At 64.4% G+C, this 24935-nt stretch carries 25 protein-coding genes; 12 read left to right on the plus strand and 13 right to left on the minus strand.

What is annotated here, in order from left to right:
- Positions 1-24 precede the first annotated feature (24 nt).
- The 11 genes from FAZ69_RS11865 to kdsD all read right to left on the minus strand — a co-directional run bounded on the left by FAZ69_RS11865 (position 25) and on the right by kdsD (position 9426).
- Positions 25-660, minus strand: a complete 636-nt coding sequence (locus FAZ69_RS11865) for an LON peptidase substrate-binding domain-containing protein (RefSeq protein ID WP_136894541.1) — start codon at positions 658-660, stop codon at positions 25-27.
- 37 nt (positions 661-697) lie between these two features.
- Positions 698-1591: an RNase adapter RapZ gene (gene rapZ, locus FAZ69_RS11870; protein ID WP_136894543.1), complete on the minus strand. Its 894-nt coding sequence runs from the start codon at positions 1589-1591 to the stop codon at positions 698-700.
- A gap of 140 nt (positions 1592-1731) precedes the next feature.
- Entirely contained in the window at positions 1732-2700 is a 969-nt protein-coding gene (gene hprK, locus FAZ69_RS11875) for an HPr(Ser) kinase/phosphatase (protein WP_136894545.1), read from the minus strand.
- A gap of 111 nt (positions 2701-2811) precedes the next feature.
- A complete protein-coding gene (gene ptsN, locus FAZ69_RS11880) occupies positions 2812-3324 on the minus strand; it encodes a PTS IIA-like nitrogen regulatory protein PtsN (protein ID WP_136894547.1) in 513 nt (170 codons plus the stop codon).
- 234 nt (positions 3325-3558) lie between these two features.
- Positions 3559-3918: a ribosome hibernation-promoting factor, HPF/YfiA family gene (gene hpf, locus FAZ69_RS11885; RefSeq protein ID WP_136894549.1), complete on the minus strand. Its 360-nt coding sequence runs from the start codon at positions 3916-3918 to the stop codon at positions 3559-3561.
- 169 nt (positions 3919-4087) lie between these two features.
- Positions 4088-5599 carry an RNA polymerase factor sigma-54 gene (locus FAZ69_RS11890; protein WP_136894964.1) on the minus strand — a complete coding sequence of 504 codons (1512 nt, stop codon included), beginning with the start codon at positions 5597-5599 and terminating at the stop codon, positions 4088-4090.
- A gap of 190 nt (positions 5600-5789) precedes the next feature.
- Complete coding sequence (lptB, locus tag FAZ69_RS11895; protein WP_136894966.1) at positions 5790-6587, minus strand: LPS export ABC transporter ATP-binding protein; 798 nt, start codon at positions 6585-6587, stop codon at positions 5790-5792.
- Between the two features lie 5 nt (positions 6588-6592).
- Complete coding sequence (gene lptA, locus FAZ69_RS11900; RefSeq protein ID WP_136894551.1) at positions 6593-7273, minus strand: lipopolysaccharide transport periplasmic protein LptA; 681 nt, start codon at positions 7271-7273, stop codon at positions 6593-6595.
- Between the two features lie 29 nt (positions 7274-7302).
- Positions 7303-7899, minus strand: coding sequence for an LPS export ABC transporter periplasmic protein LptC (lptC, locus tag FAZ69_RS11905; protein ID WP_136894553.1), 597 nt, complete (start codon positions 7897-7899; stop codon positions 7303-7305).
- Positions 7896-8441: a KdsC family phosphatase gene (locus FAZ69_RS11910; RefSeq protein ID WP_136894555.1), complete on the minus strand. Its 546-nt coding sequence runs from the start codon at positions 8439-8441 to the stop codon at positions 7896-7898. The genes lptC and FAZ69_RS11910 overlap by 4 nt, the downstream gene beginning before the upstream one ends.
- A 1-nt stretch (position 8442) precedes the next feature.
- Complete coding sequence (gene kdsD, locus FAZ69_RS11915; protein WP_136894557.1) at positions 8443-9426, minus strand: arabinose 5-phosphate isomerase KdsD; 984 nt, start codon at positions 9424-9426, stop codon at positions 8443-8445.
- 137 nt (positions 9427-9563) lie between these two features.
- On the opposite strand from kdsD, the gene FAZ69_RS11920 reads away from it, so the two are divergent.
- The 5 genes from FAZ69_RS11920 to purU all read left to right on the plus strand — a co-directional run bounded on the left by FAZ69_RS11920 (position 9564) and on the right by purU (position 14725).
- Positions 9564-11561 (plus strand): monovalent cation:proton antiporter family protein, encoded by a 1998-nt coding sequence (locus FAZ69_RS11920; RefSeq protein WP_136894968.1) that lies wholly within the window; start codon positions 9564-9566, stop codon positions 11559-11561.
- 124 nt (positions 11562-11685) lie between these two features.
- A complete protein-coding gene (locus FAZ69_RS11925) occupies positions 11686-12252 on the plus strand; it encodes an adenine phosphoribosyltransferase (RefSeq protein WP_136894559.1) in 567 nt (188 codons plus the stop codon).
- A 35-nt stretch (positions 12253-12287) separates the two neighbouring features.
- Complete coding sequence (locus FAZ69_RS11930; RefSeq protein WP_136894561.1) at positions 12288-12902, plus strand: LysE family translocator; 615 nt, start codon at positions 12288-12290, stop codon at positions 12900-12902.
- 17 nt (positions 12903-12919) lie between these two features.
- Entirely contained in the window at positions 12920-13765 is an 846-nt protein-coding gene (locus FAZ69_RS11935; protein ID WP_136894563.1) for an NUDIX hydrolase, read from the plus strand.
- 90 nt (positions 13766-13855) lie between these two features.
- Positions 13856-14725, plus strand: coding sequence for a formyltetrahydrofolate deformylase (gene purU / locus FAZ69_RS11940; protein WP_136894565.1), 870 nt, complete (start codon positions 13856-13858; stop codon positions 14723-14725).
- An 87-nt stretch (positions 14726-14812) separates the two neighbouring features.
- Here the strand turns inward: purU and FAZ69_RS11945 are convergent, their stop codons facing one another.
- Both FAZ69_RS11945 and uvrA read right to left on the minus strand, forming a co-directional pair.
- Positions 14813-15898 (minus strand): AI-2E family transporter, encoded by a 1086-nt coding sequence (locus FAZ69_RS11945; RefSeq protein ID WP_136894567.1) that lies wholly within the window; start codon positions 15896-15898, stop codon positions 14813-14815.
- Positions 15899-15957: 59 nt separating this feature from the next.
- Entirely contained in the window at positions 15958-18819 is a 2862-nt protein-coding gene (gene uvrA / locus FAZ69_RS11950; protein WP_136894569.1) for an excinuclease ABC subunit UvrA, read from the minus strand.
- A gap of 124 nt (positions 18820-18943) precedes the next feature.
- Between uvrA and FAZ69_RS11955 the strand changes: the two genes are divergently transcribed.
- The 7 genes from FAZ69_RS11955 (at position 18944) to aqpZ (ending at position 24933) form a co-directional block, all read left to right on the plus strand.
- Complete coding sequence (locus tag FAZ69_RS11955) at positions 18944-20131, plus strand: MFS transporter (RefSeq protein ID WP_136894571.1); 1188 nt, start codon at positions 18944-18946, stop codon at positions 20129-20131.
- A 113-nt stretch (positions 20132-20244) separates the two neighbouring features.
- Entirely contained in the window at positions 20245-20766 is a 522-nt protein-coding gene (locus tag FAZ69_RS11960) for a single-stranded DNA-binding protein (protein WP_136894573.1), read from the plus strand.
- Between the two features lie 193 nt (positions 20767-20959).
- A complete protein-coding gene (locus FAZ69_RS11965) occupies positions 20960-21538 on the plus strand; it encodes a transglycosylase SLT domain-containing protein (RefSeq protein ID WP_136894575.1) in 579 nt (192 codons plus the stop codon).
- A gap of 201 nt (positions 21539-21739) precedes the next feature.
- Complete coding sequence (locus FAZ69_RS11970) at positions 21740-22378, plus strand: response regulator (protein WP_240702192.1); 639 nt, start codon at positions 21740-21742, stop codon at positions 22376-22378.
- A 162-nt stretch (positions 22379-22540) separates the two neighbouring features.
- Positions 22541-23221: a response regulator gene (locus tag FAZ69_RS11975; RefSeq protein WP_136894577.1), complete on the plus strand. Its 681-nt coding sequence runs from the start codon at positions 22541-22543 to the stop codon at positions 23219-23221.
- A gap of 129 nt (positions 23222-23350) precedes the next feature.
- Positions 23351-23995: a response regulator gene (locus FAZ69_RS11980; RefSeq protein WP_136894579.1), complete on the plus strand. Its 645-nt coding sequence runs from the start codon at positions 23351-23353 to the stop codon at positions 23993-23995.
- A gap of 185 nt (positions 23996-24180) precedes the next feature.
- On the plus strand, positions 24181-24933 hold the full coding sequence (aqpZ, locus tag FAZ69_RS11985) for an aquaporin Z (RefSeq protein ID WP_136894581.1): 753 nt from the start codon (positions 24181-24183) through the stop codon (positions 24931-24933).
- Positions 24934-24935 lie beyond the last annotated feature (2 nt).

The following is a 24935-nucleotide window of genomic DNA, read 5'->3' on the forward strand; positions in this document are numbered from 1 at the left end:
GGGAACGCTGCGCGCCGGCAGGATCTACAGCAGCTGATGCTGCTGCATGTAGTGGTGGACGATGTCGATGCGCGCGCCGGCGTCGCCGAGCTCCATCAGTTTTTGGCGCGCGCGCAGCGGGATCTGCAGCACTTCCGACAAGCGGTTCGACACCCATGCCGGATCGTCGAAACGAAACGGCTCGGCAAACGGCAGGCTTTGCGGGTCACGCTCGCGGATCGTGTCGATGATTCGCTCGAGCACTTCCGCGCAGGCGCCGAACTTCGCCAGCGCGTCGGTGCCCTCGAGCGGGATGTCGTCGGGGAGCCGCTCGGCCATGCCGACGAGCAGGCCGCTCGCCTCCACGCGATGCGACAGCAGCCGGAAACGCCGCGTGCCGCGCGCGCGGATCAGCAGCATGCCGAAGTTGTCGACGTCGCATTGCTCGATTTCGGCAAGGCAGCCGACCGTCTCGGGCACTGCCGGATCGTCCGGCTGCGCAACCTCCGCGCCGCTCTTGAGCAGGCAGACGCCGAACGGCGCTTGCTCGCGCAGGCAATCGCGTGCCATGTCCAGGTAACGCGCTTCGAAAATCTTGAGGGGCAGGAGCCCATCGGGGAACAGCACCGTATGCAGCGGAAAGAGCGGCAAATCGGCAAGCAAGGCAAGTGTAGAGGACATGGCGCAACGCTAGGAAAGTGCCGCGCGATGCGGCGAGTTAGGCCACCAGGCGTGATGACTCGCCGACGTCGATCGGCGCGTCGCGATGCCGCACTATCACGTTTGCCTCGTTCGCGAGACGCGCGGCAAGCGTCTCGGCGATGAACACGGAGCGATGCTGCCCACCCGTGCAGCCGATCGCGACGGTCAGGTAACTGCGGTTGTCGTCTCGAAAGTGCGGCAGCCACTTCAGCAGGAACGCTTGAATGTCGTCGATCATCTCGTGCACCACCGGCAGCGCATCGAGAAAATCGATGACCGGCTGGTCGAGCCCGGTAAGGTGGCGCAGCTCGTGGTCGTAGTATGGATTCGGCAGCGTGCGCACGTCGAAGACGAAGTCGGCGTCGAGCGGCACGCCGCGCTTGAAGCCGAACGATTCGAACATCAGCATCAGGCCCGCATGCTCCTGCTCGATGAAGCGCTTGACCCAGGCGCGCAGGACGTTTGCGCGCAGATTGCTGGTGTCGATCTGATGGCCGAACTCGGCGAGATCGGCGACGAGCTCGCGCTCGCGCTCGATTGCTTCCTCGAGCGAGGTCATCAGGCCCACGTCGGCGTCGTGCGCGGGCGAGCCGGACAGCGGATGGCGCCGGCGGGTTTCGGAAAAACGCTGGATCAGCGCCTGCGTGCTCGCGTTCAGGAACAGCACGCGCACGTCGTGCTCGCTCGACAGATTGCGGATGATCGCGGGCATGTCGCCGAGCGAGGCGCTCGAGCGGGCGTCGATCGCAACCGCGAGGCGCTCGTGACCGTCGCTCGACAGGTATTCGGCGAGCGCGGGCAGGAACCGCGGCGGCAGATTGTCCACGCAGTAGTAGCCGGAATCCGCGAGTGCGTTCAGCGCAACAGACTTGCCGGAGCCGGAGATGCCGGTGATCAGAACAATGCGCATGGGGAAAAATCCGTTCGTTTCATCATAGCACCTGACCCAGGGCCTGTTCACGCGAATCGCAGGCCTGGGAGCGTCCCGTGCCGGGAGGCTCCCAGGCTACCGCGCCCCGATGACAGCCTTGTTGATCGCCGCGCCTGGCGTCACATCAGCTTGCCGGGGAACTGGCTTTCCGGGTCCTGCATCGCGAGGCGCTGGCGGTCCATGAAGTCGCGCAACGTATCGATGCCGCGCAACTGCAGGATCGTGTTGCGTACCGCTGCCTCGACCAGAACCGCCAGGTTGCGGCCCGCCGCCACCTGGATCGTGACCTTGCTGATCGGCAGGCCAAGCACGTCGACCGTCTGGCTTTCGAGCGGCAGGCGCTGGAATTCGCCGTCAGGGCGGCGCACGAGCTGGACGATCAGTTTGAGCTTCATTTTCCGGCGCACCGCGGTTTCACCGAAGATCGTCTTGATGTCGAGGAGGCCCAGTCCGCGGACTTCGAGCAGGTTTTGCAGGAGCGGCGGGCAGCGTCCTTCGACGAAATCCGGGCCGAGCCGCACGAAATCGACGGCGTCGTCCGCCACGAGGCCATGCCCGCGGCTGATCAGTTCGAGGCCGAGCTCGCTCTTGCCGAGACCGGAATCGCCCGTGAGCAGCACGCCCATGCCGAGGATGTCGAGGAATACGCCGTGCAGCGTCGCGCGCGGCGCGAGGATGCGCGACATGTAGAGCCGCAGGTTGTCGATGACCGCGGCTGCCGAGATCGGCGTGGTGAAGAGCGGCGTCGACGAACGCGTGCAGCGCAGGACCAGCTCCGGCGGCGCGGCAATGCCGCCCGCGACGACCAGAAACGGCGGCTCGAGCGCGATCAGCTCGGCCATGTGACGCGAGCGGTCTTCCTCTGTCTGGCGCTGGTAGTAGTTGATCTCGGCGTCGCCGAGCACTTGAATCCGGTTCGGGTGAATCAGGTTCAAGTGGCCGACGAGGTCGGAACTGGCGGTCGCCGTGGCGACGGTTTCGGCCGAAAAGCCGCGGTCCCAGCCTTCATGCCCCGTCAGCCAGCTCAGCTTGAGCATGGAGGCGTTGTCGTCGAAGATGCTTTGGGCGTTGATGCTGGACGTGTCCATGAGTCTATGACTCCAAGTTACCTGGCCTCACAAGAAAACGCAGGGTGGTTCCGGTCGCGCCCGCTCGTGCACCGCGCCTGCCGGCGCAATGCGGATTGCCCAGTTATGCCCTCAAGGGTGCCATTGGGTGAGCAGCCGATGCAACTCTGCGGCGCTGGGCTCCGAATGCAGGCGTTCGCGCACTTCGCGGTCGGAGAGCAGTTGCGCGATTTCCGAGAGGATTTCCAGATGCTGCTGCGTGGCCTGTTCCGGCACGAGCAGGAAGATCAGGAGCGAGACTGGCTGGCCGTCCGGCGATTCGAAGGGGATCGGCTGATCGAGTCGCACGAAGGCGGCGAGCGGTTGCTTCAGCCCCTTGATGCGGCCGTGCGGAATCGCGACGCCTTCGCCGAGCCCTGTCGAACCGAGGCGCTCGCGCGCAAACAGATTGTCGGTGACGGTGCTGCGAGCGATCCCGTTTTGATTTTCGAAAATCAGGCCCGCTTGCTCGAATACGCGCTTCTTGCTGGTAACGGATAGGCCGACGACGACGTTTTCGAGGGGAAGGAATTTGGCTAAACGATTCATGTTGGCAGGCGGACGCGTGGCCTGAATTGTCCTCGCGGCAACTGGATGATTGTCCATTTTCGCAGTGCTCACAGAGAGATGCGCGCGAGACTGGATTGTTCCGTACGTCTGGCGACCCCGATAATAACCGGGACATTATAGAACAGCGCAAGCATCGATGGTGCAGCGCGCCATCCCCCGCCGCGCGGTGTCGTATTGCCGCCGCAGCGCCCATGTCGAGTGGCCATGGGACGAAAAAACCGCCCGTTCTGTGGGCGGTTTTTCAGGGGTGAGAAAGACCTCTAGATTTCGCTATTGCGGAGGCAGTTCGATATGTGAAGCCTCGGGGTGATGCTTGATCGCTTGGTGCTGGTGTTCTTGGAGCCGATCCTTGTGCCGGATCACTTGCCGGTCGAGCTTGTCGACCATCAGGTCGATCGCGGCGTAGAGATCGCCGTCGGCACTTTCGATGAAGATGTCTTTGCCCTTCAGATGGAGATTGATTTCAACCTTTTGACGCTTTTCCTTTTCCTTATGATTGTCGACCGAGAGGACCACATTGCCATCGATCACCTGATCGAAATGTCTTAGCACCTTGTCCAATTTGGTGATCACGTATTCACGCAACGCTGGCGTGACTTCGAGATGGTGTCCACTGATCTTCAGATTCATAGTGCTCTCCAAGCGAATGGCCGCCTGACACCCATTGGTGCGGCAGTACCGGTCGCAGGCACCCCGCTCGAATCATCACCCCGTGATTGACGAGCGGCGGGTCGTATCGGCCGGCCCTCTCCGCCAACAGCATCGCGGCCGGAAAATGCCCGCTGCAAAATGCAGCGAGCTACAGAGACTTGCGCAAATTCACTGCGGGAATCTTGAGGGCTTCGCGGTATTTGGCGACTGTGCGACGTGCGACCACGAATCCTTGTTCCCCCAGCAGTTCGGCTATGCGGCTGTCTGAAAGAGGAGATTTGGTGTCTTCAGCTCCTATCAGTTGCTTGATGAGTGCGCGAATGGCCGTGGATGAGGCCGCACCCCCAGTGTCGGTCGAAACGTGAGATCCAAAGAAGTACTTAAATTCAAGCGTCCCAAACGGGGTAAGCATGTACTTCCCAGTCGTTACACGCGAGACCGTCGACTCGTGTAGACCCAGCGTATCAGCAATTTCCCGCAAAACCAAGGGGCGCATCGCAATTTCGCCGTGCGTAAAAAAGTTCTTTTGACGCTCCACAATGGCTTGCGCGACCCTGAGAATGGTCTCGAATCGCTGCTGGATATTTTTGATCAGCCAGCGCGCTTCCTGAAGCTGCTGGCGCAGCGAACCGCTGCCCGGATCGCCCCGGCTGTTGCGCAGGATGTTCGCATACAGGTGGTTGATCCGCAGGCGCGGCACCACTTCTGGGTTCAACTCGGCCTGCCAGCCTTGCGACGTGCGCCGCACCATGATGTCCGGCACGACGTAGTCGGCTTCGGCCTTGCCGTAGGCGGCGCCGGGGAACGGCTCGAGCGAGCGGATCAGCGTGTGGGCGTCGCGCAGCTCGTCGTCGTCGGTCTTCAGTTGCTTGCGCAGGCGTGTGAAATCGCGGGCCGCGAGCAGCTCCAGGTGATGGACGACGATTTCGAGCGCGAGCGTGCGCGTCGGCGACGCGTCGAGCCGCAGCAGTTGCAGCTTCAGGCATTCGGACGCCGAGCGGGCGCCGACGCCGGCTGGGTCGAAGCTGTGCAGCAGGGCCAGGGCGGCGTTCAACTCGTCGAGATCGACTTCGAGTTCGCCGGGCAGGTCGGCCATCACTTCTTCGAGCGACGCGGTCAGGTAGCCGTCGTCGTCGAGCGATTCGATCAGGAACGTCACCAGCGCGCGGTCGCGCTGGCCCGCCTGCGTGACGCGCAACTGCGCCATCAGGTGGTCGCGCAGCGTCGTCGTCGATTCGTGGATTTGCAGCGGCGGGAGGTCGTCGTCGTCCGAGGCGGTGCCGGAGCGGCCGTAGTCGTCGAGATTCCATTGGCTGGCGTCCGAGCCCGAATCCGACGCCAGGCCGTTGTATTCGTCGACGCCTTGCGGCTCGCCGCCGCTGTCATGGTTCTCGGCCGAGCCTGACCCAGCCGGCGCGCCGGACATCGGCTCGGGGCTGCTCGTGTTCGGCGTCTGCGCGATGACGGAGCCGTCAGCCGCGACGCGCAGCGGGCTCGCGATCCATTCGTCTTCGCTTTCGAGCAGCGGATTCTGCGCGACCGCCATTGCGACCTCTTGCTGCAGTTCAAGCGTAGACAGCTGCAGCAGCCGGATCGACTGCTGCAGCTGCGGCGTCAGCGCGAGATGCTGAGATAGGCGGAGTTGGAGGCTGGCTTTCATGGCAAGTTGAATTTCATTGTAGAGAGTTTGCCACGCGAGCGAAACCTCGCGCCGCCCGGAAAAAAGCGTATCGACAGTTTTGGATCGGAAGGGCGGGGCGGGCGTCCCCGTAAAAATTGCTGATTGCGCGGCAGGCCCGGGCGCGGAGGCCGGCCGGCGCGGCGGTGCGCGGTTTTGCACCGCGCGCCGTTTACATCCGGAAGTGCTCGCCGAGATAGACGCGGCGTACGCTTTCGTTTTCGATGATGTCGCTTGGCGCGCCGGCGGCCAGCACGGTGCCGTCGCTGATGATGTAGGCGTGGTCGCAAATGCCGAGCGTCTCGCGCACGTTGTGGTCTGTGATGAGCACGCCGATATTGCGCTGCTTCAGGAATTTGACGATCTTCTGGATTTCCAGCACCGCGATCGGGTCGACGCCCGCGAACGGCTCGTCGAGCAGAATGAAGCTCGGGTTCGTCGCGAGTGCGCGCGCGATTTCGACGCGGCGGCGCTCGCCGCCCGACAGCGACAGCGCAGGATTCTCGCGCAGGTGCGCGATCTGCAGTTCGTCGAGCAGCGCTTCGGTGCGCTCGGTGATCAGCGCTTTCGACAGGCGCTTGCCTTGATCGTCGACCTGCAACTCGAGCACCGCGCGGATGTTTTCCTCGACGGTGAGCTTGCGGAACACCGACGCTTCCTGCGGCAGATACGACAGGCCGAGCGACGCGCGCTTGTGGATCGGCAGCAGGCTGATCGAGTTGCCGTCGAGGACGATTTCGCCGGCGTCGAGCGGCACGAGGCCGACGATCATATAGAACGAGGTCGTCTTGCCCGCGCCGTTCGGCCCGAGCAGACCGACGACCTCGCCGCTTTTCACGTCGAGCGACACGTCCTTGACGACCGTGCGCGACCCGTACCGTTTTTTCAGGCTGCGCACCACCAGCGAGCTCGTCGTGCCCGCGGGCTTGCGGTTGGGCAGCGTGTGCGCCGTGGCGGCGGGGGTAGACAGGGTGTTCACTGCGGCTGGGTTCCTTGGATCTGGGACGACGGCGCGAGCGTGGCCGAGGCGCCCGTCAGCGGCGCGGGGCCGCCCGACTTAGGCGAGAGCATCGCCCGCACGCGGCCCGACGGGTTGCCGGGGCCGGCTACGTCCTTGCCGGCTTTCGCAGTATAGAAGTCGTTCTGGCCGTCATAGGTGATGACGCTGCCGTGGACTTCGTCAATCAGCGTCGAGAGGCCCTGCAGGCGGCGCACCGTCGCGTTGGTGGTGAGCGTCGTCAGATCCTGCTTGCCGTCGTAGTTGATGCGCACTGCCGTGCCTTCGATGTACTCGTCGACACCGTCGCGCTTCTGGCGGAAGTACGAGAGGTTCGTGCCTGCCGAGGTGCCGACGGCGTACTGGTAGCCCTGCGGGTCCTGGGTGACTTCGACGCGGTCGGCGCGGATCACGATCGTGCCCTTGGTCGCGACGACGTGCCCCGTGAAGATGTTGATCTGCTTCAGATCGTCGTAAGTCATGTTATCCGCTTCGATATTGAGCGGTTTGTCGCGATCGGCGCGTTCGGCGTGGGCGATCGGCGCCACGCCGGCAAAGGACAGCGCGGCGAGCGCTGCCGTCAGCCCAGCGCGCACCGCGCGGCGCGCGATCGATGCGCGCGCGCGGCTGAAATTAAAGCGAAAGAACGTTTCGTTCATGCGGTCACGCTAGGAATGGAGGGCCCGGGCTATTTGGACGAGCCGCCGCCGGCATCCGAAGCGGCAATTGCGCCGCGGACATTGCCGAAGAGCTGCATCACCCGGGTGACGTTGTTGTAGTGCATGCCGTTTGCCGTCGCCACGGAAAGGCCGCGCCGAAGTTTAACCGGCTTTTCTGTCTCGATCACGTCGTCGTTGACGAGCACCCGGAAATGCGACGAATCCGCCTGCATCTCGGGATCGCCACTGCCGGGCGCGCGCAGGATGCGGGCGTTGTCGTACAGGTCGACGATCGAGGCGTCGCCGTTGACCGTGCCGCGCAGGCCGGTGGCTGTCACGATCGGCTTGCCGGGCTGAAACGCGCGGATGGCCGGCATCGTGAGATCGCTGTTTTCGTCGTCTTCATAGTGGACCATTTTGGTGGCCGTCAGACGGTACTGCGTCGTGCCGGTCTGGTCCAGCTCGGAGACCGAGAAGTTGTCGGCGAAATAGTCGGGCGAATGGGTCTTCGGCTTTTCGGCCTGGTTGGGCGGCGTTTGCGTGGCCTCCAGCAGCCAGTACGTCACGCCGGCCAGCAAGGCCATCGCGACGAGGGCGATCAGCGATGACAGGCGTGATGCGTTCATCCGTGCGAGGCTCCGCAGGCGGTGGCGAGCAGCGTGTCATAGCGATTTTGCGCGCGCAGGATCGTCTCGCAGAGCTCGCGCGCGGCGCCGTTGCCGCCGCGCGCCTGGGAGACCCAGTGCGCGCGCGAGACGACCTCGGGGTGCGCGTTGGCCGGCGCCGCGGCGAAGCCGCACTGGAGCATCACCGCGAGATCCGGCCAGTCGTCGCCCATGTAGCCGCATTCCTCGGGCGCGAGGCCAGTGGCTTTCAGGAGGTCCGAGAACGCTGTGCGCTTGTCCTCCACGCCTTGATACAGGTGGTTGATGCGGATTTCCTGCGCACGCACCTGCACGATGCCCGACTTGCGGCCGGTGATGATCGCCGTGGCAATGCCCGCTTCGCGCAAGAGCTTCAGGCCGTGGCCGTCGAGCGAGTTGAACGACTTCATCGTGTCGCCCTCGGCCGTGAACATCAGGCCGCCGTCGGTGAGCACGCCGTCCACGTCGAAAATCATCAGCTTGACGCGGCTCGCGCGTTCGGTGACGGTCAGGGCTGCGTTCATCTCAAATCACCTTCTTCGAAAACAGGTCGTGCATGTTGAGCGCGCCGATCAGCTTGCCCGCTTCGTCGACGACGAGCATCTGGTTGATCCGGTGGCGCTCCATCAGTTCCACGGCTTCCACGGCGAGGTGGTCGGCGCCGATCGTGCGCGGCGCGTGCGTCATGACGTCGGCGATCGGCAACTCGCGGAAGTCGCCCGTGCGCTCGAGCACGCGGCGCAGGTCGCCGTCGGTGAAGATGCCCTCGACGCGGTCGTGCTCGTCGACGATCGCCGTCATCCCCATGCGCTTCGCGGTCAGCTGGAACAGCGCATCGCGCACCGTTGCGCTGGTGAGCACCTTCGGCAACTGGTCGCCCGTGCGCATGACGTCGCGCACGTAGGTGAGCAGGCGCCGGCCGAGCGCGCCGCCCGGGTGCGAGCGCGCGAAATCGTCGGCGCCGAAGCCGCGCGCGTCGAGCACGGCGACCGCGAGCGCGTCGCCGAGCGCGAGCGCCGCGGTGGTGCTGGCCGTCGGCGCGAGATTCAGCGAACACGCCTCCTTCGCGACGCCCGCGTTCAGGTGCACGTCGGCCAGTTTCGCGAGGCTCGATTCGGGGCGCCCGGTGATCGCGATCAGCTTGGAGCCGAGGCGCTTCAGGAGCGGCAAGATCGAGACCAGCTCTTCCGATTCGCCCGAATTGGACATCGCGATGAAGACGTCGTCGGCCGTGACCATGCCGAGGTCGCCGTGGCTCGCCTCGGCCGGATGCACGAAGAACGCGGGCGTGCCGGTGCTTGCCAGCGTAGCGGCGAGTTTTCGGGCGATGTGGCCGGATTTGCCGATGCCTGATACGACGACGCGTCCGCGGCAGCTCAGGAGGAAATCGACTGCGCTGACGAAACCGTCGTCGAGTTGATTGCGAAGCCCGCGCACGGCGTCAGCTTCGATGTCGAGCACGTCCCGGGCGAGCGCCAGCGCCCGGTCGCCATTGATTTTCGCTATCATTCGCGGAGTATAGCAAAGGCGTTTGTTCGCCGCGCCAGGCCCCTGTGCCTGCCTGCTGCCCCCCAGCCCCATCATCCCGGAAGCGCCGTCCCTGTGCGCTGCGGGTTCCGCTGACGAACGAGGACGCTTAGCCCGTGGTGATTTCACCGCTCGAGATGACGCTGTTTCTGCTGCTCGCTTCGGTGGCGGGCGTCGTCCTATTTCGTTTCCTCAACTTACCGCCGATGCTCGGCTATCTGACCGTGGGCATCCTCGTCGGTCCGCACGCGCTCGGCATCGCACCGGATTCGGACCGGGCGCAGCATCTCGCCGAGTTCGGCGTCGTGTTCCTGATGTTCTCGATCGGGCTCGAGTTCTCGCTTTCCAAGCTGCGCTCGATGCGCCGCCTCGTGTTCGGGCTCGGCCTGCTGCAGGTGATCGCCACCGTGGCGATCGCCGTCATGCTAGGGCTGATCTTCGAGCGCTGGGTGCACGTCACGTGGCAGGGCAGCGTCGCGCTCGGCGGCGCGCTCGCGATGTCGTCGACGGCGATCGTCAGCAAGATGCTCGCCGAGCGCCTCGAGATCGAGACAGAGCACGGCCGCAACATTTTTGGCGTGCTGCTGTTCCAGGATCTGGCGGTGGTGCCGCTGTTGATCATCATCGCCGCGCTCGGCGGCGACTCGAAGAACCTCGCGACGACGCTCGGGCTCGCGGCGCTGAAGATCGTCGTCGCGCTGTCGCTGCTTTTGTTCGTCGGGCAGAAGTTCATGACGCGCTGGTTCAACGTCGTGGCCCGGCGGCGCTCGCAGGAGCTGTTCGTGCTGAACCTGCTGCTTGTCACGCTGGGCGCCGCGTTCATCACCGACAAGTTTGGTTTGTCGCTGGCGCTCGGCGCGTTCATCGCCGGCATGCTGATCGCGGAGACGCCGTACCGCCATCAGGTCGAGGAGGACATCAAGCCGTTTCGCGACGTGCTGCTCGGGCTCTTCTTCGTCACCACGGGCATGCTGCTCAATCCGCGCGTGCTCATCGCGCATCCGTTCGTCGTGCTGGCGTTCCTGGTCGGGCCGATCCTGCTGAAGGCCTTGATGATCACGGGGCTCGCGCGCGTGTTCGGGGCGACGCCGGGCGTGGCGATGCGCACCGGCATCGGCCTCGCGCAGGCCGGCGAGTTCGGCTTCGTGCTCCTGAACCTGATTCTCGACAAGCATCTCGTCGACGCGACGCTCCTGCAGGCGATTCTCGCGTCGATGCTGCTGTCGATGCTGGCCGCGCCGTTCCTGATCCAGAACGCCGATCGCATCGTGCTGCGGCTGTCGTCGACGGAGTGGATGATGCAGTCGCTGCAGATGACGCGCATCGCGACGCAGAGCCTGAAGCAAAGCGGCCACGTGATCATCTGCGGCTACGGCCGCGCCGGGCAGAACCTCGCGCGCATGCTGGAGCACGAGGGCCTGTCGTATGTCGCGCTCGATCTCGACCCCGACCGCGTGAGCGCCGCGGCCACCGCCGGCGAATCGGTCGTGTTCGGCGATGCGGGGCGGCGCGAGTCGCTGCTTGCGGCCGGCATTCACCGGGCCGCCGCGATCGCGATCACCTATGCGAACACGCCTTCGGCGCTGCGCGTGTTGCACAACATCCACGAGCTCGAACCGACGCTGCCCGTCATCGTGCGCACCGTCGACGACGCCGATCTCGAGAAGCTCCTCGCCGCCGGCGCGACCGAGGTGATTCCCGAGATCGTCGAGGGCAGCCTGATGCTCGCGTCGCACACGCTCGTCTTGGTGGGCGTGCCGATGCGGCGCGTCGTGCGGCGTGTGGAGGAAATGCGCGACGAGCGCTACAGCTTGTTGCGCGGCTATTTCCACGGCGCCGACGACCTCGGCGACGAGGACGGCCACGAGCAGGTGCGGCTACAATCTGTGCCGGTCGACGAGAATTCGGACGCCGTCGGGCGCTCGCTCGAAGAGCTCGGCCTGGCGGGCATGGGCGTCGAGGTGACGGCGATCCGCAGGCACGGCATTCGCGGCGTCGAGCCGGGGCCTGAGACCAAGCTGCGCGCGGCCGATATCGTCGTGCTGCGCGGGCTGCCGGAGGCGCTGGCGATCGCCGAGGAGCGCATTTTGCGGCATCGCCGCGCGTCCGCGGCTTGATAACGCCTGACGGGGCTTGAAGGAGCCTTCCTCGTCGACTGGAGTCCTGCCGGTCCAGCCGGCTTTTTTCGATTTTTCCAGGCCCTCGCTAGGCGAATAAAGGCCGCTTTTTCCGGAGACACCCATGTCCAACGCACGCACAGGTGCGTCGATCGACGCGGCCGAATTCATCAAGAGCCAGATACGCACGGTGCCCGATTGGCCACAGGCCGGTGTGCAGTTTCGCGACATCACGCCACTCCTGCAGCGGCCCAAGACGCTGCGCATGCTGACCGACCTGCTGGTCGAGCGCTACGTCGAGGCGAAGCTCGACTACGTCGCCGGGCTCGATGCGCGCGGCTTCATCATCGCGCCGATCATCGCTTATGAGCTGAACGTCGGCTTCATTCCGATCCGCAAGATCGGCAAGCTGCCGTTCCGGACAGTGTCGGAATCGTATGAACTCGAGTACGGCAGCGCGACCGTCGAGATCCACGAGGACGCTTGCCGCGCCGGCGACCGCGTCGTCATCGTCGACGACCTGATCGCGACCGGCGGCACCATGATGGCCGGCAAGAAGCTGCTCGAGCGGCTCGGCGCGACCGTCGTCGAAGGCGCGGCGATCATCGATTTGCCGGACCTCGGCGGCTCGAAGCTGCTGCGCGAGAACGGCCTGCCGCTTTACACGATCACCGAATTCTCGGGACATTGATTTCCCGTTCTCGCCCATCAAGGAGCACTTGAGCGATGCCCAACTTCCTGCTGTTTCTCGCCACCTCGATCGCCATCACGATGGCCCCCGGTCCCGACAATCTCCAGGTGCTCGCGCGCGGCATCTCGCAGGGGCGGGCCGCGGGCCTCGTCGCCGCGCTCGGGTTCGCCGCCGGCATCACGTTCCACACGACGCTCGCCGCGTTCGGCGTGGCTGCGCTCTTGCGCTCGTCGCCAGTTGCGTTTCAGGTGGTGAAGCTCGCGGGCGCGGCGTATCTGGTCTGGATCGGCATCAAGGCGCTCAGGAGCCAGGGGCTCGCGACCGCGCACGAGCGTCCGCGGCAGGCGCTCTCCGTCGTGTTCCGGCAGAGCGTGATCGGCAACATGATGAACCCGAAGGTCACGCTGTTCTTCGTCGTGTTCCTGCCGCAGTTCGTCGATCCGCACGGCGCGCAGAGCGTGATGGCGCAGATGCTCGAGCTGGGCGTGCTGTTCATGCTGCAGACCGTTGTCGTGTTCTCGGCGTTCGGCGTGTGCGCCGGCATGATCGGCAACTGGCTCAAACGCCGGCCGCGCATTGGCGTGTGGCTCGACCGGCTCGCGGGCGCGACGTTCATCGCGCTGGGCCTGCGCATTGCGTTGCGCGACTGATCGGGAGCCTTCGTCTCATGACTTTGTCTTGCATCGCCGCCGCGCGCCGCTTCGATGCGCGAGCGCATCGGCCGTTCTGGATCGATGAGCAGCGGGTCGGCTGGATTCGCGAGACCGACGTGCCAATGCTTGCGCGCTGGCCCGACGTCTTCGAGATCGACGCCACGCGCGTCGCGCTCAGTCCCCGCTTCGACGGCAGCGTCGATCAGCGCTCTGCCGCGCTCGGCGCGGTGATCGGCGCGCTCGCGGCCGACGGCCGGATTCCCGGCTGGCGCGACGAAACCTACGCGATCCGCAACGCCTTCGACGACGCCCCGCTCGCCTATATCGAGCGCGCCGCGTCGCGCTTCTTCGGCACGATGACGTACGCGGTGCACCTGAACGGCGTCGTAAAATACGCGGATCGTGCGCCACGGATGTGGATCGCGCGCCGCAGCGACACCAAGGCGACCGATCCGGGCATGCTCGACAACGTCGTCGCCGGCGGCATCGGCTGGGGCTTCGGCATCGGCGCGACGATCGTCAAGGAGTGCTGGGAAGAGGCGGGCATTCCCGAGGAGATTGCATCGAAGGCCGTGGCGGGCCGCACCGTCCACGTGCTGCAGTCGATTCCCGAAGGGACGCAAGCGGAGCAGATCTTCGTCTACGACCTGCCGCTGCCCGACGATTTCGTCCCGCACAACCAGGACGGCGAGGTGGGCGAGCATCGGCTCGCGGGCATCGACGAAGTCGCGGGTTGGATCGAAGACGATGCCATGACCGTCGACGCCAGTCTCGCGACGCTCGATTGCCTGTTGCGCCACCATTGGATCGACGCAGAGGCCTGCGCGGGCATCGACGCACTGTTCGCGCCGCCGGCCTGAGCGCAGGAAGCGCCTGGCGCGCCGCGCCAAAGCAAGCGTCGATCGAAAACCGATTACATACCAAGCGTTCAAGTAGGGAGTTCCAGGGTCATGTCGACCGAACACAGCTTTATTCTGAAACTGTCGTGCCCCGACCGGCCCGGCATCGTTCACGCGGTCTCGGGCTTTTTGTTCGAGCGCGGCAGCAACATCCTCGATTCCGCGCAGTTCGGCGACAGCCGCACGGGCGAGTTCTTCATGCGCGTGCATTTCCAGCAGGTCGGCGGCGACCCGGGCCTTGACGCGCTGCGTGACGCGTTCGCGGCGCTCGCCGAGCGCTTCGCGATGCGCTGGGAGTTGCATGACGCCTCACTGAAGCCGCGCGTGGTGATCATGGTGTCGAAGATCGGCCATTGCCTGAACGACTTGCTGTTCCGCTACCGCACTGGCCAACTGCCGATCGAGATCTCCGCGATCGTCTCGAACCACCAGGACTTCTACCAGCTCGCGGCGAGCTACAACATTCCGTTCCATCACTTCCCGCTGACGGCGTCGACGCCGGCCGCCAAGGCCGCGCAGGAAGCGCGCGTGCTCGAAGTGATCGATCAGCATGAGACCGATCTCGTCGTGCTCGCGCGCTACATGCAGATCCTGTCGCCGCAGCTGTGCGAGAAGCTCGCGGGCCGCGCGATCAACATCCATCACTCGTTTCTGCCGAGCTTCAAGGGCGCGAAACCCTATTACCAGGCGTTCGACCGCGGCGTGAAGCTGATCGGCGCGACGGCTCACTACGTGACGACCGATCTCGACGAAGGCCCGATCATCGAGCAGGAAGTGGAGCGCGTGGATCACAGCATGACGCCGGATCAGCTGACGGCGATCGGGCGCGACGTCGAGTGCGTGACGCTTGCGCGCGCCGTGAAGTGGCATGTGGAGCACCGGATCGTGCTGAACGGGACGAAGACGGTGGTGTTTCGCTGATCGAGCGCCATGGCGTTTTCGCTCCGCTCATGAAAAAGCCCGCAATCGCGGGCTTTTCCGTTATCCGGCGATCAAACGCGATCGCATTCAAATCAACCGCAAATAAATCAGCTCCCGCTTGATATACGCATAGAAAATCGGCGCCGCGATCACCCCTGGCAAACCGAACGCCGCCTCCATCACCAGCATGGCCAGCAGCAATTCCCATGCGCGCGCCTCGATCTGTCCGCCGACGATGCGGGCGTTCAGGAAGTACTCGAGCTTGTGGATGACGATCAGGAACATGAGCGAGCCGACCGCCGTCGGAAAGCTCACCGACAGCGACACCGCGACGATCAGCGTGTTCGAGATCAGGTTGCCGATCACCGGCAGCAGGCCCGTGATGAACGTCACGAGCACGAGCGTTTTCGACAGTGGCAGCCGCTCGTGAAACGCCGGCAGCGCGACGAGCAGGTAGAGCGCGGTGAACACGGCATTGATCGCCGAGATCTTGACCTGTGCGAACACGATGCGGCGGAACGCGTCGGCGAAGCGCGCGACGCGCGCGGCGAAGGCGGTGGAAAGCGGTAGACGCTGTGCGTGGCGCTGAACGGTGATCGCAACCATCGCGCCGATGATCATGCCGAACAGTGCATGCCCGAAGCCGCGCGCGACGGTCTTGCCGCTCTGCGAGAGCTGCCCCATGTGCGAGTGCATTAGCGTGGCGGCCCTCTCCTTCATCTGCGCGGCGTCAACGGGCAGCGCCGAGGCGATCCATTGCGGCGTGCGCCCGCGAGCCTGGTCGACCATCTGCATGACCTGGTCGAGCAGGTTCTGGATGTTGGGCACCGTATTCTCGAAGTGCTCGATGAGGCCGATCGTCAGCCCCGCGAGCGCGCCGACCACGACCGTCGACAGCAGCACCACGGCGAGCCAGCGCGCGCCCTGGCTCGACGTGTGCCGCTCGATGGCTGGCGCGATCATATGCACGAGCTGAAAGACGAGCATGCCCGCGAGCAAGGCGACGAGCAGCTTCAACTCCAGCACGGCCCACATGCCGACGAGCATCAGCGCGTAGCTGCCGATTTCCACCGCCGACAGCTTCGGCAGGCTCATATCGCTCGTCAGTCGCACGGGGCGAGGTTGCAGGTCCCGCACCTGCGTATTTTCCGATGCCTCGTTGCGCTTAGCCATGACTCATTCCCGTCTCCGACCCAATTCCCGACTTCCGGTATCCAGCTTGGTGTGCCCGCTCAGCGGCGCCTGAGCAGCTCCCCGAGGTATCTCCCGGTGAAGCTCGCTTTTGACTTGGAAACCTGCTCCGGCGTGCCTTGCGCGATGATCTGGCCGCCGCCCGCTCCGCCTTCCGGACCGAGGTCGATCACCCAGTCGGCGGTTTTGATCACGTCGAGATTATGCTCGATGATGACGACCGTATTGCCCTGGTCGCGCAGCCGGTGGATCACTTCGAGCAACAGCGCGATGTCGTGGAAGTGCAGGCCGGTCGTCGGCTCGTCGAGGATATACAGGGTGCGGCCGGTGTCGCGCTTCGAGAGTTCGAGCGAGAGCTTCACGCGCTGGGCTTCGCCGCCGGAGAGCGTCGTCGCCGACTGTCCGAGCCGGATGTAGCCGAGGCCCACGTCGAGCAGCGTCTTCAGCTTGCGCGCCACCACGGGCACCACCTTGAAAAACTCGTACGCGTGCTCGACCGTCATGTCGAGCACTTCACTGATGTTCTTGCCCTTGTACTGGACTTCCAGCGTTTCGCGGTTGTAGCGCTTGCCGTGGCAGACGTCGCACGGAACGTAGACGTCCGGCAGGAAGTGCATCTCGACCTTGAGCACGCCGTCGCCCTGGCACGATTCGCAGCGGCCTCCCTTCACGTTGAACGAGAAGCGGCCTGGATCGTAGCCGCGCTCCTTGGCGGCCGGCACGCCCGCGAACAGTTCGCGGATCGGCGTGAAGACGCCCGTGTAGGTGGCCGGATTCGAGCGCGGCGTGCGGCCGATCGGCGATTGGTCGACGTTGATGACCTTGTCGAAGTGCTCGAGGCCTTCGATCGCCTCGTACGGCGCGGGCTCGGTCGACGAGCCGTACAGGTGGTGCGCGACGGCTTGGTAGAGCGTGTCGTTGATAAGCGTCGACTTGCCCGAGCCGGACACGCCGGTCACGCAGGTCAGGAGGCCCACCGGCAGGTCGAGCGTGACGCGCTTCAGGTTGTTGCCATGCGCCTCGACGATGCGCAGGCGCCGCTCGTCCGGCTCCTTGCGTTCGTCCGGATACTCGATGGTGCGCGTGCCGGCGAGATACTGGCCCGTCATCGATGCGGCATCCGCCTGGACTTCCTCGGGCGTGCCCTCGGCGATGATCATCCCGCCGTGCTCGCCCGCGCCCGGCCCCATGTCGACGACGTAGTCGGCCATGCGGATCATGTCCTCGTCGTGCTCGACGACGATCACCGAGTTGCCGAGATCGCGCAGGTGCTTGAGCGTCGAGATCAGGCGGTCGTTGTCGCGCTGGTGCAGGCCGATCGACGGCTCGTCGAGCACGTACATCACGCCCGTGAGGCCCGAGCCGATCTGCGAGGCGAGCCGGATGCGCTGCGCCTCGCCGCCCGAGAGCGTCTCCGCGCTGCGCTCGAGCGAGAGGTAGTCGAGCCCGACGTTGTTGAGGAACATCAGCCGCGCGACGATCTCCTTGATGACCTTGTCGGCGATGTCGCGCTTGGCGCCGTCGAGGCGCAGCGTCTGGAAGTAGCCGAGCGCGTCGCGCAGCGGCCAGCCGCTCACTTCGTAGATCGCGCGCGCGTCGCCGTTCGCGCCGAGGCGCACGAAGCGCGCCTCGCGGCGCAGGCGCGTGCCTTCGCACGACGGGCACGCCTGATTGTTCTGGTACTTCGCGAGCTCCTCGCGGACCGCGGCCGAATCGGTCTCGCGGTAGCGGCGCTCGAGGTTCGGGATGATCCCTTCGAACACGTGCTCGCGGATCGAGGTGCGGCCGCGCTCGTTGATGTAGGAGAACGGGATGGTTTCCTTGCCCGAGCCGAACAGCAGCAGCTTCTTGATCTTCTCCGGCAGGTCTTCGAACGCGGTGTCGATGTCGAACTCGTAGAACGCCGCGAGGCTTTGCAGCATCTGGAAGTAGAACTGGTTGCGCCGGTCCCAGCCCTTCACGGCGCCGGCCGCGAGCGACAGCGACGGATGCGCCACGACGCGCTTCGGATCGAAGAACGTGATCTGGCCGAGCCCGTCGCAATCGGGGCAGGCGCCCATCGGATTGTTGAACGAGAAGAGGCGCGGCTCGAGCTCCTGCAGCGAGTACGAGCAGATCGGGCAGGCGAACTTCGAGCTGAACAGGTGCTCCTTCTCCGTCTCCATCTCGAGCGCGATCGCGCGGCCGTCCGCGAGGCGCAGCGCGGTTTCGAACGATTCCGCGAGGCGCTGCTTCATGTCGGGGCGCACCTTCAGGCGGTCGACGACGACGTCGATCGTGTGCTTGTCGTTCTTCTTGAGCTTCGGGAGCGATTCGACTTCGTAGATCTTCGCCTCGCCTTCGTTCGCCGTGCCGCCGCCCGAGCGGACGCGAAAGCGCACGAAGCCCTGCGCCTGCATGTCCTCGAAGAGCTCGGTGTGCTCGCCCTTGCGGTTCGCCACCGCGGGCGCGAGGATCATCAGCTTGGTTTCCTCGGGCAGCGCGAGCGCGGCGTCGACCATCTGCGAGACGCTTTGCGCCTCGAGCGGAATCCCGTGATCGGGGCAAAACGGCGTGCCGACGCGCGCGTACAGGAGGCGCAGGTAGTCGTGGATCTCGGTGACGGTGCCGACCGTCGAGCGCGGGTTGTGCGAGGTCGCCTTCTGCTCGATCGAAATCGCCGGCGACAGGCCTTCGATCAGATCGACGTCGGGCTTCTCCATCAGCTGGAGAAACTGCCGGGCGTAGGCCGACAGGCTCTCGACGTAGCGGCGCTGCCCTTCTGCGTAGAGCGTGTCGAACGCGAGCGACGATTTGCCCGATCCGGACAGGCCGGTGATCACGATGAGCTTGTGACGCGGCAGGTCGAGATTGACGTTTTTCAGGTTGTGGGTACGAGCGCCACGGATGCGAATCTGTTCCATGAAACCTGGGCGGGGAAGGGGGCCAAACCTGCTACTATAACGACTTTTCCAGACCGCCGTTACGGCGACCTTACACCGCGCGGCAGGCGCGAGCGGGCGCCGATTTCCGGGCCCATCGCCGCCGATGTCCAATCCTTCCGCCACTTCCTCGCGCATGAGCGCGCCCGAGATGCGCGCGACCGTTTCGCTCGCCGGGATCTTCGCGCTGCGCATGCTTGGCCTGTTCATGATCATGCCGGTGTTTTCGATCTACGCGAAAACGATCCCCGGCGGCGACAACGTCTTCCTGGTCGGCCTCGCGCTCGGCGCCTACGGCGTCACGCAGTCAATGCTCTACATCTTCTACGGCTGGGCCTCCGACAAGATCGGCCGCAAGCCCGTGATCGCCACGGGGCTCCTCGTCTTCGCGATCGGCAGCTTCGTCGCCGCGCTCGCGCACGACATGACGTGGATCATCGTCGGGCGCGTGATCCAGGGGATGGGGGCGGTATCGTCGGCGGTCATTGCGTTCATCGCCGACCTCACCGCCGAGGAGCACCGCACGAAGGCGATGGCGATGGTGGGCGGCAGCATCGGGGTGTCGTTCGCCGTGGCGATCGTCGGCGCGCCGATCGTGTTTCAGTGGCTCGGCATGAGCGGGCTGTTCTCGCTCGTCGGCGTGTTCTCGCTGCTGGCGATCGGCGTCGTGCTGTGGATCGTCCCCGATGCGCCGAAGCCCGTGCACGTGCGCGCGCCGTTCGCCGAGGTGCTGCACAACGTCGAGCTGCTGCGCCTGAATTTTGGCGTGCTCGTGCTGCACGCCACGCAGACCGCGCTCTTTCTCGTCGTGCCGCGCATTCTCGAAGCGGGCGGCCTGCCGGTCGCGTCGCACTGGAAGGTCTACTTGCCCGTGATGGGGCTGTCGTTCGTGATGATGGTGCCGGCCATCATCGCCGCCGAGAAGCGCGGCAAGATGAAGCCGGTGCTGCTCGGCGCCGTCGCGCTTATCCTGATCGGCCAATTGTTGCTGGGCGCTGCGCCGCATACTATTTTGACTGTCGCGGCGATCCTCTTCGTCTACTTCCTCGGATTCAACATTCTCGAGGCGTCGCAGCCTTCGCTCGTGTCGAAGCTTGCGCCGGGCCAGCGCAAGGGCGCGGCTGCGGGCGTCTACAACACGACGCAGTCGATCGGCCTTGCGCTCGGCGGCGTAGCCGGCGGCTGGCTGTTGAAGGTGGACGGCCAGAGCGCGGTGTTCTTCGCCTGCTCGGGCCTCGTATTTGCGTGGCTTATAATCGCCGCCAGCATGAAGCAGCCGCCGCGCAAGGCTTGAGCGAGCGCTCGGCTCGCTGGCGCGTTTGCTGCGCCGCATGAAAGCTATGCATGGGACCGGACTACACGCTAAAGCGTTAGCTCCGGTCGACACGGAATCAACTGGAGAAACACATGGCATCCGTCAACAAGGTCATTCTCGTCGGCAATCTCGGCGCCGATCCTGAAGTGCGTTATCTGCCGAGCGGGGACGCCGTCGCGAACATCCGCCTGGCAACCACTGATCGCTACAAGGACAAGGCGTCCGGCGAGTTCAAGGAAATGACCGAGTGGCACCGCGTGGCGTTCTTCGGCCGCTTGGCCGAAATCGTGAACGAATACTTGAAGAAGGGCTCGGCCGTGTACATCGAAGGCCGCATTCGCACGCGCAAGTACCAGGGCCAGGACGGCCAGGACCGCTATTCGACGGAAATCGTCGCGGACCAGATGCAGATGCTCGGCGGCCGCGGCGGTGCGGGCGGCGGCGGTGGCGGCGATGACGGCGGCTACAGCCGCGGCGAGCCGTCCGAGCGCGGCGGCGGCCGGACGGCTGGCGGCGGCGCGCGTGGAGCTAGTGGCGGCGGCGGTGGTTCGAGCCGCCCGAGCGCGCCGGCCGGCGGCGGGTTCGATGAGATGGACGACGATATTCCGTTTTAAGATCGGATGCCGCCCTGACGGACGGTGCCCCTCGATGGACAAGAAGCCCGCAAATGCGGGCTTTTTTCCGCCCTTTCGGACCGATCGCCAAAGAACGCACGGTGTCGTCCCGTCGCGCGACATGCCGCCCCTCGTCAGGGAGACCCCTCGCCAAGAGTCGCTATAATGCGGCACCCATTCCCATTTATCAGACATGAGCCGACTTCTCTGCGTATTGGTCGTTTCGCTGGGCTTGATGCAGTGCGCCGTTGCACAGGATCGGGCGCAGGCGGACGGCTTCGCAAGCGATGCGTCGGCCATGGCGAGCGCGCCGGATGCCGCGAGTGCATCGACGGTGCCGCAAATCCGTGCGATCTCGGACCTGCTCACGCAGAAGTTCGGTCTCGCGCGCGCCAAGGCGGAACAGATCTCGGCGGCGGTGATGTCGTCGGCATCGAAATATTCGCTGCCGCCCGCGCTGGTGCTCGCGATCATCTCGATCGAATCGCGCTTCAAGGAAAAAGCCAAGGGCCTGCACGGCGCGACCGGGCTCATGCAGGTGGTGCCGGCGGCCCACAAGCAGCTCGTGAAGCATCTCGACCTGACCGCGCCTGAAGACAACATCGAGGCAGGGTCGGCGATTCTGCACGGCTACATCCAGTCGACACAGGGCGACGTTGCTGCGGCGCTGAAGAACTACGGCGGTTCGAAGGCCTATGCCCAGAAGGTCAGCCTGCGCGCCAAGGATTTTCAACTCGACACTGCAGCGAGCGATCCAGCCGGGTCGCGCTAGCGTAACGCCTTCGCTCTCGACTCGCTCGTCATGCTTGGCAATTGCCAAATGCATACGTTGCGTCGTGCCGATTCAGAAGCGTCCTATTTTCTGCGATACCGCTCCGTGGTCATATTCACGAATTGCGGCTGATACTGCCGCACGCCAGTGGCATGCATTATTCATAACGCATGCACGCACACATCTCCTGAGAGATTTATCGTGAGTATTCGAGTCATCCTTGCCGACGATCATCCTTTTGTACTGCTTGGAATCAAAGCGGCTCTCGAAAAGGAAGAGGAGATCGACGTCGTCGGCTCGGCTCGTTCACCGGGCGCGTTGCTCGAGCTGCTCCGCTCCACTCGGTGCGAGGTGGTCGTCACGGATCTGACGATGCCGGACCCCGATGGCGCTGTCGATGATGGCTTGCAACTCGTGCGGGGCATCCGCCGCGAATGGCCGCTGCTCGGCATCGTCGTGCTGACCAGTCTCACCAATGGCGCCATCCTGCGCGCCATCGTTACGGATCCGGCAATCGGCGTCGTCAACAAAATGGAGTCAATGGACGAGGTGATCGTCGCTGTGCGCCTCGCGGCCCAGGGCAAAGCGCATGTCGGGGAGAGAATTGCCGGCGCGCTGGCCGAAGCGGGGGCCGGCGCGTTCGAGTCTGCCCGTCTCTCGCCGCGCGAGTCGGAAGTCGTGCGATTGTTCGCCCACGGCCTAACGATCAACGAAATTGCGCATAAGCTCGATCGCGACGTTCGCACCGTCAGCCGCCAGAAGCGCGACGCCATGGTGAAGCTCGGCGTGCATAACGATCCGGGCCTTTATGCGTTTGCTCAAGCGCACGGATTGGTTTGATTGGTATCAAAATTCCAGCGGTTAGTTCAGGAATACCCTGCAGGATGATAGGTGTTTTAAGAGCAATCCTATATCGGAATGCTAATCAATGTACGATGCTATAAAGATTGCCAAATGACTTGAGAATATTCTCTGGTATCGGGGCGCGGTAGGGGGAAATAGATGGCAGATGTCGACACCGTGGTGCCGATTAAAACGATCATTGCAGATGATCACCCATTGGTGCTGCTGGCGATCGAAAATCTCGTGGCTTCGCTGCCTGACATGCAGATTGTCGGCCGTGCGATCGATTCAACCGGGCTTTTCGAGGAGCTGGCTCGCATCGAATGCGATGTCGTCGTGACGGATCTTTTCATGCCGGGTGGGGCGCAAGGCGATGGCCTTGAAATCATTCAGCTTTTCAAGGAGCGCTATCCTGAAATCGCGCTCGTCGTACTGACGATGTCGATGGATGTCGACGTGCTGCGAAGCGCCATATCGTTGGGCGCCGACGCCATTCTCAGCAAGCGCGATCGCATCGACCTGATGCACGTTGCTGTCGTCACTGCGCTCGCACGTGAGTTTTATCTCGGTCCGACAATCCGGACACTGCTTGCAGATGCGAAGCGTGCGCAACGGCTGGAGCGCGTGCGCCAGCTTTTGTCGAAGCGCGAACTCGAAGTATTTACTCACTATGCATCGGGGCTCGGCATCGCCGAAATCGCACGGCAAACTGGGCGAAGCGTGAAAACCATCAGTGCGCAGAAGTGCACGGCCATGAAGAAACTGGAGCTTGAAAGCGATGTCGACTTGTATCGCTTCGCCATCGAGCATGGTCTCATCGCCGGATGGCGTTCTTCGTAGCGCGAGGTAACGCGGTATCGGTGCAGGCGTTTCGCAGCCGAGGAGGATCGGCAGCAGCCAGTGACGTAATGTTTTGCGCTCCGCTGGGGGTAAGCAAAGGCGGGTGCGACTAGTGAGAACGAAAACAAGATGACGAACCCTATTCGAATCATCGTTGCCGACGACCATCCGAGCGTTTGTCTTGGAGTGGTCAGTCTCCTGTCGGCCGTGCCCAGCTTCGCCGTCGTCGGACAAGCCTCGGATGCGCAGATGCTGGCCGAGTGCCTGGACGCCCATCCTTGCGACGTCGTCGTCACCGATATCGGCATGCCGGGCCTCAACGGCGAGAGCAACGCCATCTCGCTGCTGCGCAGGATCTTGAGGGACAGTCCGCGTCCGCACGTCGTCGTCCTGACGATGATCAACCACCTTCAAATGCTGACTGGCCTGTTGCAGCTTGGGGTGTCCGCCATTATCGACAAGCGCGACGCAGCTGACTCGCTCGTCGCGGCAATCGAGGCGATCGGCACTGGGCGGCCATATCTGTCCGGGCATGTGGCGGAAATGGTCAGAACCGCTGATGAATTTCCGGCGTCCCGGGCAGGTGTGCTGAGCCGCCGTGAATGGGAGGTCTTTCAGCTCTATGCAAAAGGCATGGCGATCCATCAGATCGCCAAGAGCCTGGGGCGCAGCGGCAAGACGATCAGCACTCAAAAACGCAGCACCATGCGCAAGCTCGGGCTCGATACGGAAGCGCAACTGGTCGAATACGCCCGTCAGATCGGACTTACCTAGTCCTGCCCCAATACTTTAGGAATCGTCTGATTAGATTTTCAACGGCTTCGTTCGACACTAGCCGTTGGCGCATGAATCGGTACGCGCCGCCCAGATGCGGAACTCCGCATCTGGACTGCGCAGCGATCGAATGCGCCGAGATCGACGTTGGGTGGCCCCCACGGCGCAACGGCGATGGAGGTGAGATGTCGAATCTAAGAAGACGGCTGTTGGCCGAAGCCGCGGGGTCGGCGTGGGTGGTGTTGATCGGCTGCGGCAGCATGGTGCTTTCCGCCAATTTCGGCGCCCAAGGGTTGGGGCTCCTGGGCGTTTCGCTTGCCTTCGGTCTCGGTTTCACATCAATGGCCTATGCCATCTGGCCCATTTCGGGCGCGCACATGAACCCCGCGGTGACAGTCGGGTTTGCGGTCGCGCAGCGGTTTTCGATTCGCGAGCTGGTGCCATATCTTGCCGCGCAAGTCGTCGGAGCGGCGCTGGGCGCGTGGCTCCTTGCCTATATCGCGGGTGGGCGGCCGGGCTTCGAGCTCGCTGCCGCCGAGTTCGGCGCGAACGGGTACGGCGACCATTCCCCTTTCGACTACCGCCTCCACGCGGCTGCGGCGCTCGAGTTCGCGATGTCGTTCGCACTCGTCATGGTCCATCTGCTCGTGTCGGGCTTGCGGGTATCGCGCGTCATCGCACCGCCGGCGGTCGGTGCCTGCATTACGTTGATCTATCTGGTTTCGCTGCCGGTCACCAACGGTTCGGCCAATCCCGCCCGTTCGACGGGCCCGGCGCTGCTGGTCGGCGGCTGGGCGCTCGATCAGCTGTGGATGTTCTGGGCGGCGCCGATGGCCGCGGCCATTCTCGCCGGCCTGCTGTATCCGCTCTTTCAAGGCAACCCGCGCGAGCGCGAGACCGGCGCGCTGGACCAGCGGCAGCGCCCGGCGGTCCAGTAAGC

This window comes from Trinickia terrae, from assembly GCF_005144415.1.
Taxonomy (GTDB): domain Bacteria; phylum Pseudomonadota; class Gammaproteobacteria; order Burkholderiales; family Burkholderiaceae; genus Trinickia_A; species Trinickia_A terrae.